Origin of the sequence: Micromonospora sp. CA-249363 (genome assembly GCF_050950185.1) — a bacterium.
Classification (GTDB): domain Bacteria; phylum Actinomycetota; class Actinomycetes; order Mycobacteriales; family Micromonosporaceae; genus Micromonospora.
The window spans coordinates 4,067,419-4,081,799 of sequence record NZ_CP192020.1; the positions used below are offsets into that span (position 1 = coordinate 4,067,419).

General features: G+C 71.8%; 15 protein-coding genes. 6 read left to right on the forward strand and 9 right to left on the reverse strand.

The genetic code is table 11. The features are described 5' to 3' along the window. Positions 1-3 precede the first annotated feature (3 nt). The 6 genes from ACQPZK_RS18575 to ACQPZK_RS18600 all read right to left on the reverse strand — a co-directional run bounded on the left by ACQPZK_RS18575 (position 4) and on the right by ACQPZK_RS18600 (position 4,164). Positions 4-912, reverse strand: coding sequence for an NBR1-Ig-like domain-containing protein (locus ACQPZK_RS18575; RefSeq protein WP_433534193.1), 909 nt, complete (start codon positions 910-912; stop codon positions 4-6). A gap of 143 nt (positions 913-1,055) precedes the next feature. Continuing rightward, entirely contained in the window at positions 1,056-1,634 is a 579-nt protein-coding gene (locus ACQPZK_RS18580; protein WP_433534194.1) for a dihydrofolate reductase family protein, read from the reverse strand. Further along, the gene (locus ACQPZK_RS18585; protein WP_433534195.1) at positions 1,631-2,830 is read right to left on the reverse strand and encodes an RNA polymerase sigma factor; all 1,200 of its coding nucleotides are present in this window, start codon (positions 2,828-2,830) and stop codon (positions 1,631-1,633) included. Before ACQPZK_RS18585 ends, ACQPZK_RS18580 begins: the two co-directional genes overlap by 4 nt. 20 nt (positions 2,831-2,850) lie before the next feature. Beyond that, complete coding sequence (locus tag ACQPZK_RS18590) at positions 2,851-3,204, reverse strand: YciI family protein (RefSeq protein WP_433534196.1); 354 nt, start codon at positions 3,202-3,204, stop codon at positions 2,851-2,853. A 39-nt stretch (positions 3,205-3,243) separates the two neighbouring features. After that, positions 3,244-3,660: a DUF6069 family protein gene (locus ACQPZK_RS18595; RefSeq protein WP_433534197.1), complete on the reverse strand. Its 417-nt coding sequence runs from the start codon at positions 3,658-3,660 to the stop codon at positions 3,244-3,246. 105 nt (positions 3,661-3,765) lie between these two features. After that, on the reverse strand, positions 3,766-4,164 hold the full coding sequence (locus ACQPZK_RS18600) for a TMEM175 family protein (RefSeq protein WP_433534198.1): 399 nt from the start codon (positions 4,162-4,164) through the stop codon (positions 3,766-3,768). 189 nt (positions 4,165-4,353) lie between these two features. Here ACQPZK_RS18600 and ACQPZK_RS18605 point away from each other — a divergent pair, with 189 nt between their 5' ends. Together ACQPZK_RS18605 and ACQPZK_RS18610 are read left to right on the forward strand one after the other, a co-directional pair. Next, the gene (locus tag ACQPZK_RS18605) at positions 4,354-5,868 is read left to right on the forward strand and encodes a DUF1996 domain-containing protein (protein ID WP_433534199.1); all 1,515 of its coding nucleotides are present in this window, start codon (positions 4,354-4,356) and stop codon (positions 5,866-5,868) included. Positions 5,869-6,025: 157 nt separating this feature from the next. Beyond that, complete coding sequence (locus ACQPZK_RS18610) at positions 6,026-7,111, forward strand: hypothetical protein (RefSeq protein WP_433534200.1); 1,086 nt, start codon at positions 6,026-6,028, stop codon at positions 7,109-7,111. Positions 7,112-7,188: 77 nt separating this feature from the next. Here the strand turns inward: ACQPZK_RS18610 and ACQPZK_RS18615 are convergent, their stop codons facing one another. Together ACQPZK_RS18615 and ACQPZK_RS18620 are read right to left on the reverse strand one after the other, a co-directional pair. Continuing rightward, positions 7,189-8,790, reverse strand: coding sequence for a right-handed parallel beta-helix repeat-containing protein (locus ACQPZK_RS18615; protein WP_433534201.1), 1,602 nt, complete (start codon positions 8,788-8,790; stop codon positions 7,189-7,191). A gap of 164 nt (positions 8,791-8,954) precedes the next feature. Continuing rightward, complete coding sequence (locus ACQPZK_RS18620; protein WP_433534202.1) at positions 8,955-9,161, reverse strand: hypothetical protein; 207 nt, start codon at positions 9,159-9,161, stop codon at positions 8,955-8,957. A 499-nt stretch (positions 9,162-9,660) separates the two neighbouring features. Here ACQPZK_RS18620 and ACQPZK_RS18625 point away from each other — a divergent pair, with 499 nt between their 5' ends. The 4 genes from ACQPZK_RS18625 (at position 9,661) to ACQPZK_RS18640 (ending at position 12,715) form a co-directional block, all read left to right on the forward strand. Then, positions 9,661-9,852, forward strand: coding sequence for a hypothetical protein (locus tag ACQPZK_RS18625; protein ID WP_433534203.1), 192 nt, complete (start codon positions 9,661-9,663; stop codon positions 9,850-9,852). Positions 9,853-10,036: 184 nt separating this feature from the next. Further along, on the forward strand, positions 10,037-11,212 hold the full coding sequence (locus tag ACQPZK_RS18630; protein WP_433534204.1) for a hypothetical protein: 1,176 nt from the start codon (positions 10,037-10,039) through the stop codon (positions 11,210-11,212). 202 nt (positions 11,213-11,414) lie between these two features. Next, positions 11,415-12,020 carry a response regulator transcription factor gene (locus ACQPZK_RS18635; protein ID WP_433534205.1) on the forward strand — a complete coding sequence of 202 codons (606 nt, stop codon included), beginning with the start codon at positions 11,415-11,417 and terminating at the stop codon, positions 12,018-12,020. 110 nt (positions 12,021-12,130) lie between these two features. Next, entirely contained in the window at positions 12,131-12,715 is a 585-nt protein-coding gene (locus ACQPZK_RS18640) for a response regulator transcription factor (protein WP_433534206.1), read from the forward strand. A gap of 10 nt (positions 12,716-12,725) precedes the next feature. On the opposite strand, the gene ACQPZK_RS18645 is transcribed toward ACQPZK_RS18640, so the two are convergent. After that, on the reverse strand, positions 12,726-14,111 hold the full coding sequence (locus ACQPZK_RS18645; RefSeq protein WP_433539248.1) for an ATP-binding cassette domain-containing protein: 1,386 nt from the start codon (positions 14,109-14,111) through the stop codon (positions 12,726-12,728). Positions 14,112-14,381: the final 270 nt, after the last annotated feature.

Consider the following 14,381-nt stretch of genomic DNA (forward strand, 5'->3'; position numbering starts at 1 on the left):
ACCTCAGGCGGTCACGGTGACCATGAAGTACACCGGCCGACGGGTCGGGAAGTACTCCCGTCCGGCCTCGTCGACCATCTTCCAACTGACCCAGCACCTGCCGGGGCGGCTCGGCGCGGTGACCCGAACACGGATCATCACCTGTTCGCCCGGTGGCGTGTCACCGATCGCCACCCGGTCCGGTGTCCGGCAGCCGGCACCGTCGGCGGCGGGGTCCATCCGCGCCAGGTACCGGTTGTGCCAGTCGACCTTCCCCACGTTCGCGAGGGCCCATACCTTGTCGAACTGGGCGTTCACCTTCACCTGGGTGCCGTCGGGGATCGTGACGTCGGCGACGAACCTGCTCGAGTCCCCGGGGATCAGGGAGTCCGAGATCGCCGTCGCGGGCGGTGACGGTGACGCCGTCGGCGCGCCGGCGCCGTCCGAGTCCGACCGGTCGCCAAGGGTCACGCCGAGGACGGCGGCCACCGCCACCGCCAGCACCACCGCTGCGGCGTTGAGCCACGCCAGACGGCGGCGCCGCGTGATCACGACGCGATCCTCGGCCCGCGGATGCTCCACGAGCTGCACCGTGCCCTGCTCCGTCGACGCGGACGTGGCGACGACCGGCGCCAGGTCACCGTCTCCGCCGGGCCGAGCGGCCGCTGCCGGGTGCGCCTCCTCCCACCGGCGCCGCCACAGGGCCTCGTCCGCCTCACAGGCTCGGACGAACTCCCGCGTGGTCTCCCACGAGGGAAACCGGGTCCCGGCGGCGGCCTCGTGCAGGGTCGTGTGCGAGATCCGCCCTGATCGCCCCGCCATCTTGCGGAACGAGGGGTCTCCCGCGGCACTGCGCAGTCTGCGCAACTGCTCGGCGAACCTCTCGGCGGGCCGTCCGTCCTGAGTCGACTCCGCGGCACGCTGGTCCTTCATCAGTCCCCCAGGTCAGACGACTTTGTCAGACGTTGTCAGAGCGTGTCAGAGGCTACCGAACCAACCACGGCGGGCATCAATGTGGTGCGTCGACGACCCGGGCGTCGACGGCCCCGCTTCCGGCGAGACGAACCCGGGGGGATTCAGTTGTGCGGGGTGGGTCGGTAGATGAGTTCCTGGGTCCGGCCGTCGAGCGTGCGGCTCTCGACCAGCTCCAGGTCGAAGTCGGCCGCGCCGTGGAAGATCGGCTCGGTTCCGGTCTGGCCGGTGACCACCGGGAACAGCGTCACCTGCACGAGGTCGACCAGGCCGGCGGCCATCAACGCCCGGTTCATCGACAGGCTGCCGTGCGAGCGCAGGGGCACGTCGGACTCCTCCTTGAGCCGGGCGACCACGTCGACCGCGTCGCCCCGGACGAGGGTGGCGTCCGGCCAGTCGAGCGGGCCCGCAAGGGTGTTCGACACGACGGTCGCCGGCAGGCTCCTCATCCGGGTGACCCAGGCGTCGCGGACATCGGAGTCCTCGGTGCTGTCGGCCAGCATCTGTCGGAACACCTCGAAGGTGCGGGCGCCGAAGACCATGCGGTGCTCCTCGTCATAGCTGGCGAGGCGGCGCTCCAGCAGTTCCGGGCCCTGCTTGCCCCAGTAGCCGCCCCAGTCGCCGGTGGTGCTGCCGAAGCCGTCGAGGCTGGTGAAGACGTCGAAGGTGTAGGTGGCGGTCACGCTGGTCTCCTCGGGTGGGTGAGTTCGCTGCGACGCGCCTCGAGAAAGGCGCGTTCGGTCTCGTTCTCGGCCATTCCGATGGCCTCGTCGTAGGCGGCGCGGGCCGGCGCGTCGCGACCCAGCCGGGCCAGCAGTTCGGCCCGGGTGGCGGGCAGCCGGTGGTAGCCGGGAAGGTCGACCGCGTCCAGCGCGGCGAGGGCCGCCTCGGGACCGTGCACCTCGGCCACCGCGACCGCGCGGTTGAGCGCCACGACGGAATTCGGCGTGAGCGCGATGAGCTGGTCGTACAGCGCCAGGACCTGCCGCCAGTCGGTGGCCGCGCCGTCGGTGTGCACCGCGTTGATCGCGGCCTGGATCTGGTACGGGCCGGGTTGGTTGCGCCGCAGACACCGCCGGACCAGATCGTGCCCCTCGGCGACGAGAGCGGCGTTCCACAGCGACCGGTCCTGGTCGGTCAGGAGCACCAGCTCGCCGCCCGGGCCGAGCCGGGCCGGGCGGCGCGCCTCGATCAGCAGCAACAGGGCGAGCAGGCCGAGAACCTCGGGCTCGTCCGGCATCAGCGCGGCCAGTTCGCGGGCCAGCCGGATCGCCTCGGCGCACAGGTCCGTCCGGATCAGCGGCCCCGCGGTGGAGGCGTAACCCTCGTTGAACATCAGGTAGAGCACGGTGAGCACGGGCGGCAGGCGGTCCGGCAGCTCGTGCTCGGCGGGTACCCGGTAGGGAATGGCGGCGTCCCGGATCTTCTTCTTCGCGCGCACGATCCGCTGCGCGATGGTCGTCTCGCGGACCAGATACGCCCGGGCGATCTCCGGGACCTCGAGGCCACCGAGCAGGCGCAGCGTGAGGGCCGTCCGCGCCTCCGGGGCGAGCGCGGGGTGGCAGCAGGTGAAGATGAGTCGTAACTGGTCGTCCTTCACGGGTCCCACCTCCTGGGGCGAGTCCTGGTGCGCGAGCAGGAGTGCCTGGGCGTGCCGGGCCTCGCGGGTCGACTCCCGGCGGAGCCGGTCGATCGCCCGGTTGCGGGCGGTCGTCACGATCCAGGCGCCCGGGTTGGGTGGCGGCGTCTGCCACTTCTGAAGCGCCGTGGCGAAGGCGTCCTGGACCGCCTCCTCGGCGAGGTTGATGTCGCCGAGGAGGCGGGCCAGGGTGGCGACGCAGCGGCCGTACTCCGCGCGGTAGATGCTCGCCAGGTCCATGTCGATCGGCCGGCTCCCGGTCAGGCCTGGGACAGGTCGTCGAAGGGACGTACCTCGATCGGGCCGCAGGCCGCCGCGCACTTCTCGGCCCAGGCGAGCGCCTGGTCCAGATCCGGGCACTTGATGATCCAGAATCCGGCGAGGTGCTCCTTCGTCTCGGCGAAGGGCCCGTCGCTCATGGTGGTGGCCCCGTTGTCGATCCGGACGACGGTGGCGCTCTCCGGCGACACCAGGCCGCCGGCGAAGACCCAGACGCCGGCGGCCTGCATCTCGTCGTTGATGCGGCCGGTCTCGGCGAACATGACCTCCGTCTCCTCGTCGGACATGGCGGGCGCGCCCTCGACGAAGTGCACGGACAGCAGGTACTGCTTCATGACGGTCCTCCTGATGTGTGACGGTCCGATGGTGACAGTTCAGGCGGCCAGGCGGCGGGCGACGGCGGGGATCACGATCGCAGCCGCGACCAGGTGGGTGAGCATCAGCAGCGCCTTGGTGGCCGTGTCGGCGTCGGCGATGACGTCCGGCACCAGCGACAGGACCGTCAGCGCCACCGTCGTACGGACGAACGTCCGCCGCGGTCGCCGCGCGAACCGGGACAGCAGCGCCGCGAGGACGACGCCGATCAGCGAGAAGACGGTCGTCAGCACACCGAATCCGGCCACCGGTATGGGAGCGCCGCTCACGTCGAGGCTGACGCCCACCGCCCGGCCGGCGGCGGCGACGATCATGGTCGCCGCGCTCGCGGCGACGGTGGCGACGACACCGGTGCGGACCAGCGCGCCGAGGGTCGACGTGGCGCGGGCGCGGTTGGTGTGCGTGGTCGTGGTCATCGTGCCCTCCAGCGGGTGGGTGGTCCGGCTCGATGCCGGGCTCTCACCAGGGCTACGAACGGACCCGGCCCCGATCGACAGCCACGTCCAGATTTTTTCGTCGAGTCAGCCGGGGCGGTCGGTGGACTCGCCGTCCTCACCGCGAATGGGCAGGTAGTAGGCGGGCAGGAAGGCCGCGATGATGACCACGCCCGCGATCGGCAGGAACGCGATGACCATCAGGAGCAACGTGTTGAGGAACAGGACCTGACGGTCGACGTGCCGGACGCGGTCGAACATGACGTGGTGGTTGACCCACACCTGACCGACCAGCAGGAAACTCAGCGCGTAGGCCAGGTACGACGGCCACAACGCGCCGAGCCCTCGCAGGAGGTGTCCGAAGTCCTTCGGCGGTTGGATCTCCAGCACGAGAAGGGTGACGGCGATGGCGAAGACGGCGTCGCTGAAGGCGACCAACCTCCCCGGCTGACGCGCGAGCCGGGGGACGCCGGTCCTGGAAGGCATGCCATCAGTATTAATAGAAACTTAAGGGTACGAGGGCAAAAAATTGTTATTCGGAACCGGCCCGGCGGCCACCAGGACACTTGTCCTCGACCCTCCTTAATTCTTTTTCCGCACGTTGCCGCAGGTCCCGGACGTGCACATACTTCATCGGACAGAGCGTTATCGTCGACTCGAAGGAAATCACTGGTAATGCGGACTCCTCCCCCCGCGCACGTCGCACCGCCGGACCGGGCGCGCAAGCGCCGCCGCCTCGCTCGCATCACGCTCGCCTCGGGGGTCGCCGCCGCCCTGGTCGGCAGTGGCATCTACATCGCCGGCGCCCAGGCCGAAGAGGTCGCCGTGGCGGGCCGGGTCCAAGCGGAGTCCTTCGCGGCCCAGTCCGGCGCGCAGACCGAGAGCACCGGCGACGCCGACGGCGGCCGCAACGTCGGCTGGCTCGGCAATGGAGACTGGCTGCGGTACGACGGCGTGTCGATCACCGGCGCCGACCTGAAGGCCCGGGTCGCGGCGAACAACACCGACGGCGGCGCTGTCGAGCTGCGTCTCGGTACGCAGACCGGCGCCCTGCTGGCCAGCTTCCCGATCGCCCACACCGGCGGCTGGCAGAAGTGGACGACGGTGACCGCCACGGCGGCGAGCGTGCCGTCCGGCCCGCAGACCGTCTTCGCCGTCATGAAGAGCAGCTCCCGGTCGGACTTCGTGAACCTGAACTGGTTCACGTTCGGCTCCACGACGGGTACGACGCCGAGCGGGTCACCCACGCCGAGCGCCAGCCCGGCGACGCCGACCACGCCGGGCACGACCCCGACCACCCCGGGTGCCACGCCCACCACGCCGGGCACCGCGCCCGCGGCCGGCTGGGTGCCGGTGGACCAGGCCCGGTGGGACCGGGAACTGGCCGCCTTCAACGCGATCACGCCGAAGCCGGTGACGCCGGGAACGACCCGCGTCCCCGAGTTCCACACGGACTGCGAGCTGGCCAACTCTGCGCCGGACGACCCGATCGTCGTCCCCGGCCTGCCGGGCGCCTCGCACATGCACACCTTCTTCGGCCCGAAGATCGACGCCTTCACCACGACCGACCAGCTGCTCTCCTCGACGACCACCTGCAACGCCCCCGGTGACCTGAGCGCCTACTGGACCCCGGAGCTGCGCAAGGACGGCAAGCCCGTATCGATGAAGAGCTTCCGGGTCTACTACGGCTCGCGGGTGAAGGACCCGTCGACCGTGAAGCCCTTCCCCCCGGGCCTGCGGATGGTCGAGGGTGACGCCAAGAAGCAGGTGGACACCCCGAAGAACGCCGGTAGCAACCAGTTCTGGTGTGCCGGCAGCGCCGAGACCGGCCGCAGCTCCGACGGCAACTGGCCGGTCTGCGCCTCCGGCGGCAACCTGATCTTCCAGCTCGTCTTCAAGGACTGCTGGGACGGCAAGAACATCGACTCACCCGACCACAAGTCGCACATGGGCGACCCGGTCAACGGAGTCTGCACCGGCAAGTACCCGGTGGCGGTGCCGAACCTGTCCTTCATGGTCAACTACCAGTCGCTGGGCGGCAACGGCCTGAGCCTCTCCTCCGGCAAGCCGTCCTCCATGCACGGCGACTTCATGAACGCCTGGGACCCGGCCCACATCGGACCGCTGGTCAAGTCCTGCCTGAACCAGAAGGCCAAGTGCGGCACCGAGGTGACGTTCGCCGGCGGCTGACCCCACAGGTAACCCGAGAGGCGGCCCCACGCGCAGGCGTGGGGCCGCCTCTCGTCAGCCGACACCCGACACCGAAGGCGTGCGGTAGCCGACTGTCACCGAACCATCACCGAAAGCACACTCCTCCCCGACACGTCCCTGTCGAATGGAGGAACACATGCGTCTCCGCTCGTTCGTCACCGCCGCGCTGGCCGCCGTCCTGGCCGCCGGCGCGCTCGCGCCACCGGCGCCGGCCGCCGCCGCCACCGCCGACCGCTGGGGATTCGCGTACGTCAAGGACCCCACCGTCACGGTCTGGACCGTGCTGGACACCAGCCGCCAGTGGGGTAGCTGGAAGACGGCGTTCCCGGCCGCCTGGGCCGACGGCGTCAAGCTCGCGCCCGGCCGCTTCCAGGTGCGCTTCCCGCAGGTGGGTGCCGCCGCGCGCGGCGTACCGCACGTGACGCCGGTGAACCGGACCGGGCACTACTGCGAGGTGGTCCGCTGGTTCCAGTCCGGCGCCGACGAGATCGTCGACGTGCAGTGCCACCGGCCCGGCGGCACGCGCGAGGACACCCCGTTCACCGTGCTCTGGACGACCAGCTCCGGCGTCCTGCCGGCCGGCACCTCCCACGCGTACGTGCAGCGGACCAGCGGTCTGGTGGCGCAGTCGTACAACTCGACGGGCGTGGTGAACGCGGCCGGCCCCGTGGGCGTCGGGCAGTATCTGGTGCGACTCCCCGGTGTCGGACTGGCCGGCGTGCTCGCCGGCGACGTGCAGGTCACCGCCGTACAGCCGAACGCCGGACCCCGCCGGTGCAAGGTCTACTCGTGGGCGCCCGTCGGCACCGAGGTGCAGGTCCACGTCTTCTGCTACGACCAGGCCGGTGCCGCAGTCAACACCGACTTCGTCCTCTCGTACCACCGTCGCCGGCCGGTGATCGGCTCCCTCGGCCCGCCGTCGTACTTCGGTTACCTGGGTACCGCCGTCGGCGGGCCCACCAACGACAACTCGGTGCTCGGCGTCGGCGCGAACACCGTGGCGGCGATCGCGCCCGCCGGCCGCTACCTCGCGACGTTCCCGCAGATCGGTGTCAAGGAGACGCACGCCCAGGTGGTGGCGCAGGGCGCCGGCAGCAACTACTGCCACCTGACCCAACCGTGGACGTACACCACAAACGCCGACGTCGACGTGATCTGCTTCGACAACGCCGGCGTCATCACCCCACACCGCTTCCTGGCCACCTTCACCTCCCGCCTCTGACCGCACGCGGCCGGTCCCGCCCACGGTCCGATCTGGTGATCGGACCCGGGCGGGACCGGATGCGGTGTGCCGCGGTGTCAGCCGAAGCAGTTGGGTACGGGTGGCGCGCTGGGCGTGCAGTTGGTGGGTCGGTTGCCGCTGATGACAGTCTTGTCGTCCGCCGTGACCTGACCACCGTCGTTGAAGACCCCACCCGGCGCCACGACGGAGATGTTCTCCGTCACCTTGGACGCGGTGAGGGTGAGGGTGGCGTTGTTGTAGATCCCGCCGCCGCGTGAGTTCGTGCCGAAGGCCTTGTTGCGGCTGACGAGGGTGTGCCGCAGCACGACCACACCGCTGCCGTTGTAGATGCCGCCGCCGTTCTCGATGGTGCTCCTCGTGCTGGCGGCGTTCTCACTGATCTGGCTGTCCTCGGCCACGAACTGGCCGATCTGGTTGAACACACCGCCGCCGCGTTGGCCGGCGTCGTTACGAATGATCTTGCTGTGCTGAAGGTGGAAGGTGCCGTCGGTGAAGATTCCGCCGCCCTCGCTACCGGCCGCGTTCTCGGTGACCTCGATGTTCCGGGCCGTGGTGGTGGCGTTGATCCCGGTACGGATGCCACCGCCCCGGAAGCCGGCGCTGTTGTGGTGCACGCGGACGTCGTCGAGCACGGCGACGCTGGAGTTCGACAGGCCACCGCCCGCGCCACCGATCGGCAGGATGTTGACAACCCCGATCGTGCTGTTGTCGCTGAGTTTGGTGTTCTTCACGGTGAGGTTGCCGTTGTTGTAGACGCCACCGCCGTCGAACAACGCGCCGTTGTCGCTGATCCGGCTCTCGTCGTCGCCGTACCGCTCCCGGTCCTTGCCGTCCTTGTCCTTGCCGCCGTGGTCGCTGCGGCCGAGGATCCTGGTGTCGCCGAAGTTGGCGATGCCGCCACCGGGGCCGTTGGAGTGGTTGAAGACGACGTCGAGGTTTTCCAGGGTGGCCCGGCCGCCGACGTCGACGCGGATGCCGCCACCGCCGCCGCCGAGCCCGCTGGTGTCGTCGCCGCCCTTGACGGTGGCGTCTCGGAGCTTCAGGTCACCGCCGGCGCCCACCTCGAGGATCCGGAACGGCGTGGCGTTGGCCGCCCGGACGATGGTGGCCCCGTTCCCGTCGATCGTGATCGACTGGGTGACGATCGGCAGGCCGACGGGGCCGTGGGGCACGGGCGGTTGGGGCGCGGACGCGGTGAGCGTGTAGGTGCACCCCTTGGCGAGCCGGAGTTTCGCCCCGTTGCCGGCGTTCGCGCGGACGATCGCCGCGATCAGCTCGTTGGCGCCGCACGGCACGTCCCAGGCGTCCCGGCCGCCGCCGCTCCAGTCGTCGTCCCCGCGCTCCTTGTCGCCCCCGTGCTCCTTGTCGCTCCCGCGTTCCTTGTCGCCCCCGTGCTCCTTGTCGCGCCCGCCCGGGTCGTGCTTTCCGCTGTCGTCGTTCGCCGCCCGGCTGCTGCCGGCGAGGACCTGTTTCCCGAGCAGCCCTCCGCCCGCTCCGAGCGCTCCGGTCAGCCCTCCGGGTGCGCCGACGGCGACCAGACCGGCGACCCCGGTCAGTCCGGCCACCCCGGCGACGAGCCAACGGGCCCGGCGCTTCCTCGGCGGGCGTGGCTGGCCGGCCGCCGCATCGCTGACGTTCGGGTGTCGATGGTTGGACATATCTGGCCCTTCTCCGTACACCGTGTCTCTGCACGCCACACTCGGCGCAGACAGCGACAAATCGGTTGTCGCTCCCACGGGGAACGTAGTCGAGCCGAACTCGCGTTAAACGGTCTTATCCGAAGAAGTCCCACAATCGGTGCATCTAGGAGCAGGAGGGGCAATCAGCGACAGCACCGCAGTCCGGCCTTCCTGACGAAGATCGACCGCCGGGCCACGGCGTCGCCCAGTTCGCCGACCTGGTAGCCGTCGAGCCATACCCACCCGTCGTAGGTAACCCAGTCGAGCTGCCGGATGAGCCGGAACCTGATTGGGCGGGCGAACTGAACGCTGGCCTCTCGTCCCACGATCAACAGGTCGCCGGCCTTCACGCCAACCACCCGACGAACCTGCGGTCGACGGCGTCGGCGGGAGACCCGATCAGGTCCTGCGTAGCTGCCGCAAGATACGCAGCCATATAGGTCCGCAGGGCTACCGGCGAGGTGGAGTACTCGTCCAACAGCTCGAGACGCCTTGCGGAACAGGGCCACGGGCGTTCGCACATCTCGCACAGCCAGAGCGGCAAGACCGGTCCGTGCGCCGTCATTGGCCCTCACCTGGCCAGTGGCCCCGACTGATTGGGATCTTGTGGCTGGCGCGACACGGCAGCTCGCTTCCGCACCTGCAGACGTTCCGCCACTTGACCCACGACCACACCGGCCGATGCCTGCGAGCGAGGGTCATGGCTACTGCCGCCAGATACTCCGCATAGGTAACTCGTCGGGCCACCCGTTCATGGCACCATGGGCAGTTGTACTAATGCAACCCCCTGAGGAGTTGTCTCACCCAGAACCGCCAGGGGCAATCCCCAGGGCTCCTACGGTCGGTACCGTGGAGTTGCTCGGGCTAGATGAGATCCGCGACCTGCTTGGCGGCATCAGTAAGCAGCGCGCCACGATCATCGTGGGCCGCAAGGGATTCCCCGACCCGCTCGCCACCTTGAGCATGGGCCGCGTCTGGGACGGCAAGGCCGTTCGATCTTGGATCGCCAAGAACCGCCCCAGCCCAGTCGACGAGGGCTGACCCCCGACGCCATCGCCCGTAAGCAGCGCTGGTTCGCGCAGCCACCGCCAGCCTGCACGACCCACGACCCACGACCCACGACCCACGACCCACGACCCACAGCAGCGAGCATCAGCGGATGCGCATACGTGAGTGCATCGCTACTATGGGTCAGCAATCCAGAGGGGAAGGGGGTCGTGCCCGCGTGCGAAGTCCCGTCAACGGAACCGCGCCGACGTCCGCGCCGGACCGGCCCATGCCGTCCGTGGCCGACCGACTGCGCAGGCTCGCCCGGCGGCTGGCGCTGATCGGGGTCGCCGTCGGGGGCGGCTTCCTCCTGGCCCTGCTGTTCCAGGGGCCGGCCAGCGCGGACGGCACGCGCGGCAGTTCCGCCGACGAACTCCACCGGCAGGTCGGCGCCCTGGTGGAGCCGGTCCGGCGGGTCACCAGCACCGAGCGCGCCGACCACGGTCCCCCGCCCGCCGTGCGTGCCGACGACCGCCGCCAGGGCGGGCGCCACGCCCCGCTGACCGGCGCGATCGCCGGTGTCGTCGGCGCACGGGACGTACCGTCCCCGGCCACGTCCCGCCGCCCGGCGGACGCCGCGCGGACGTCCGTGCCGCCGTCCCGGCCGGACACACCCGTCCGGCCCGGCACCGCCCGGCACGATCGGCTGCGCGCCCCGACCGCAGCCCACGCGACTCATCGTCCCGCCCAGCGCGCCCGCCCACCACGAGCGGCGGCAGATCCCGCACGGCAGCCGGCCGCTGCCTCTCCCGATCACCGAGAGCTGCCCGGACCGCTCGGATCACCCGCCGTGGCGGATCTGCTGACCCCGGTCCTGCGGCCCGCCGTCGACGTCGTGCGCGCCCTGCCGATCGCGCCCGTCGTCACGGCGCTCCTGCGCGTCGTCGACGCCGTCCTGCCGCCGGCTCTCGGCGCGGTGGTCGTTCCCGCGCCGCGTGCACCGGTCGCTCCCCCGGCGCTCACTCCGACCGTCGTGCCGCCGCCCGGCGCGGCGCTCGCGCCCGCCCCGCCAACGCCGCCGCCGGGTCCGGCACTGCCGCCCGTACGCGCCGCGGCGACGCCAGCCCTGGCCGCACTGCCGCCGACACCCGTGGCCGCGTACCCAGCTTCTCCGGCCCCACCGGGTCACCTCGCCGCGCGGCCGGCGTCGCCGGCCGTAGCGGCCCACCCTCCGGGTCAGCCCGTCACCCCGGTCGACCAGGACGCCGCCGGCACCGGCGAGGGCTCGGCGCCCGCGCCGGGTCTGATCCGGCCGGCCCACCGGCAGTCACACCCCGGCATCGCCGCGCCCTGCCGCCTCCTGCCGCTCTTCGTCGAGAGCCGAACTCCGTCTGCGATCGCCCGCCCGGGCTGAGGCCGTCCACCGACCCGGGGCTGCTCGCCCGCACGGTCGGTACCACCCTGCTGGCCTGGTCAATGGTGGCCGTGCCCGCGCGCCCTGACGGCGTCGTGGGCCGATGGCCGCCCGGCTTCTCGCGTACGACGATCGCAGCCGACCCGTGGACACACCGGGTTCGGTGATCGTCGCGACGTGCACCTGAGATCGGAGAAACACGGTGATCCACGTTGTTGTCGCCGAGGACATGGGTCTGCTGCGCGGAGCGCTCTGCGCCGCGCTCTCCCGTGAGGAGGACATGAAGGTGGTCGCCGACGTCGAGGGCGTCGGCGAACTGTTGACGGCGGTCCGCCGGTGCAGGCCGCAGGTGGTGGTGCTGGCGCTGACCCCGGAGCTGCCCGACCCGGTGGAGGTGGTCGCCCGGATCAGCACCGAGGCGCCACACGCCGCGGTATTGGCGATGAGCCCCCGGTGGAGCCCCGCGCTCGTGGAGGCGGCGCTGGCGGCCGGCGCACGCGGCCTGGTCGGCAAGGACAGCCCACTGGTGGAGTTGGTGCGGTCGATCCGTGCGCTCGCCGCCGGGGAGCGGGCGATCGACCCGGCGGCTGCGGTGGCGGTGCTCAGCCCGCCGGAGATGCCGCTGACGCCACGGGAGTTGGACGTGCTGCGGATGGCTGCCGAGGGTCTGCCACTCAAGGAGATCGCCGGTCGCCTGTTCCTGGCCCACGGGACGGTGCGTAACCACCTGTCGGCGATCCTGCGCAAGATCGGGGCCCGCAACCGGTTGGAGGCGGTGTGGCACGCCCGACGCAACGGCTGGCTGTAGCCATCGGGGCGGGTCCGTGGCGGACCCGCCCCGCCGCCGTGCGGCCCCGGCGGATGCGTGTTTGAATATTGACGTTGAGTGATCACTATGCAAGCGCGGGAAGGTTCGTCGTGATCCGTACCCTGCTCGCTCTGGACGGGGCCCTGGTGCTGGGAGCGCTGTCGTTCGTCCTCGCCGCCGAGGACGACATCCGTGTCGTGGCGGAGGTGGATCGCGGCGACGCGGTCCCCGCGGCCGTCCGCACCCAGCGCCCGGACGTGGTGGTGGCCGACCTCGATCTTGTCGAGGAGGAGGTGCCCGGTCGCCTGGGCCTGTGCCCCATCCTGATGCTGGTCCACCCGAGCCGGGCCCGCCGCCTGCGGGGGATGCTCAGCCCGTCCCGGACGGTCGGCGTCCTGCGCAACGACGCCGCTCCCCAGCGGGTCGTCGACGGGATCCGCCGGCTCGCCCGCCGGGAGCCCGTCCTCGACGCGGACCTCGTCGTCGCGGCCCTGCGCTCGGACAATCCGCTGACCGAGCGGGAGCGGGAGGTGTTGACGCTGACCGCCGCGGGGGCGCCGGTCGCCGAGGTGGCCGCATCGCTCGGGCTCAGCCGTGGCACCGTCCGCAACCACCTCGCTCGAATCGCCCGCAAGGTGGGTGCGCGCACCCGGGTGGAGGCGGTGCGGTTGGCGGGCGAGGCGGGCTGGATCTGACCGGTGGCGGTCAGGCCGGCCGCGTCGCCGGGAACGGCGTCACCGGATCCTCCCAGCAGCCGACGAGCGCCCGGTAGGTGGCCGAGCGGATCAGCAACTGCTCGTGCGTCCCCTCGGTGGGCGCGTCGCCGTCGAGGACCAGCACCCGATCGGCCCGCAGGGCGGAGCTGATCCGGTGCGCGACCACGACGAGGCTGCCGGGCCGCCGAGCGAAGGCGGCCTCGACGGTCGCCTCCAGCGCCGGGTCGAGGTGACAGGTCGCCTCGTCCAGGACCGCCAGCGGGGCGGGCGCGAGCCAGGCCCGGACCGCCGCGACGAGCTGCCGCTCACCGGCGGAGAGCAGGGACGGTACGACCGGAGCGTCCAGGCCTCCCAGGCGGGTCGCCAGGGGGCGCGCGCCCAGCGCGTCGAGGGCCACCTCCAGGGCGTCGTCGTCGGCGTCGGGCCGGAGGTAGCGGAGGTTGTCGGCGAGGGTGCCGGTGAAGACGTACGCCTGCTGGGGCAGCAGCACCCGCATCCGGGCCAGGACGGCCGGCGCGGCGTCGGCGACCGGAGCTCCGGCCAGGCGGACCGTGCCCTCCTGCGGCCGTACGAGCCCGGCCAGCAGCGCGGCAAGCGTGGACTTACCCGCGCCGCTGGGTCCCACGACGGCCAGGTGATCGCCGTCGGCCAGCGTCAGTGCGAAGTTCCGCAGGACGGGCGCGGCGCTCGGGCCGTACCGGAAGGTCAGTCCCCGGACCTCGACGGCCGGTGCGCCGCCGACCGGCCCGGTGGGCGGTCGCGAGCGGGGGGCCTCCCCCGTGGACGGCGGTAGCTCGGGGTAGACGCGCAGGATGTTCTCCAGCGTGACCGCGTAGCGCAGTCCGCCGCCGCCGAGGCCCTGCACGAGGGTGTGCAGGGCCGGTTGCAGGCCGGTGGACACGTAGATCAGTGCCCCCAGGACCGCGCCCGCGGTCATCCCACGGTCGACAAGCCACGGGGCGGCGACGAGCAGCACCACCAACGGGGACCAGCCGCCGATGCCGAGGCTGAGGCTACGGATCACCGCCATCCGCGCGAGGGTGCGCTCGGCGGCGGCCTGCGCCGACACCCGACGTTCCACGTCGGACGTCACGCGGGTCTGGGCGCCGCAGGCCAGCACGTCCCGGTGCCCGGCCAGCGCCGTCGCCGCCGACTGGCCCAGCAGCTCACCGGCACGGACGTACGCCCGCTGGTGCGCGACCATGGCCGGTAGCGCGGCGAGGAACACGACGAGGCCGACGACCAGCGGCGCGGCGGCCAGCGCCGCCGCCACCGGCGCGAGGGCGAGGAGGCCGAGCAGGGCCGCGCCGGCGGAGAAGAGGAACCCGCGCGTCACCATCAGCAGGCCGGCGAAAGTGTCCCGGACGATCTCCATCTGGTGGGTCAGCCGGGTCGTCGCCGCGCTGTCCGGGCGACCACCGGCACGGGTGGCGTCGCGCAGCGCGCCCCGCACCACCTGGGCGGCCAGCTCGTCGCGGAACGGCTCGACGATCGCGCCGAGGCTCCGGTACGTCCGACCGGTCGCCGCCGCGCCGACCAGGACGGCCCCGGCCAGGACCCCCAACCACGCCAGCCCGTCGACCAGGCGCCCGGCCAGGAAGCCGTCGTCGACGGCACGGGCGACCAGCAGGCCGGCGAGCAGCGC

Bases quoted from the DNA above. Each gene is read 5' to 3' on its own strand.
- ACQPZK_RS18575 (WP_433534193.1), bottom strand. From the start codon at position 912: ATGAAGGACCAGCGTGCCGCGGAGTCGACTCAGGACGGACGGCCCGCC.
- ACQPZK_RS18585 (WP_433534195.1), bottom strand. From the start codon at position 2,830: ATGGACCTGGCGAGCATCTACCGCGCGGAGTACGGCCGCTGCGTCGCC.
- ACQPZK_RS18590 (WP_433534196.1), bottom strand. From the start codon at position 3,204: ATGAAGCAGTACCTGCTGTCCGTGCACTTCGTCGAGGGCGCGCCCGCC.
- ACQPZK_RS18595 (WP_433534197.1), bottom strand. From the start codon at position 3,660: ATGACCACGACCACGCACACCAACCGCGCCCGCGCCACGTCGACCCTC.
- ACQPZK_RS18600 (WP_433534198.1), bottom strand. From the start codon at position 4,164: ATGCCTTCCAGGACCGGCGTCCCCCGGCTCGCGCGTCAGCCGGGGAGG.
- ACQPZK_RS18605 (WP_433534199.1), top strand. From the start codon at position 4,354: ATGCGGACTCCTCCCCCCGCGCACGTCGCACCGCCGGACCGGGCGCGC.
- ACQPZK_RS18610 (WP_433534200.1), top strand. From the start codon at position 6,026: ATGCGTCTCCGCTCGTTCGTCACCGCCGCGCTGGCCGCCGTCCTGGCC.
- ACQPZK_RS18615 (WP_433534201.1), bottom strand. From the start codon at position 8,790: ATGTCCAACCATCGACACCCGAACGTCAGCGATGCGGCGGCCGGCCAG.
- ACQPZK_RS18645 (WP_433539248.1), bottom strand. From the start codon at position 14,111: ATGGAGATCGTCCGGGACACTTTCGCCGGCCTGCTGATGGTGACGCGC.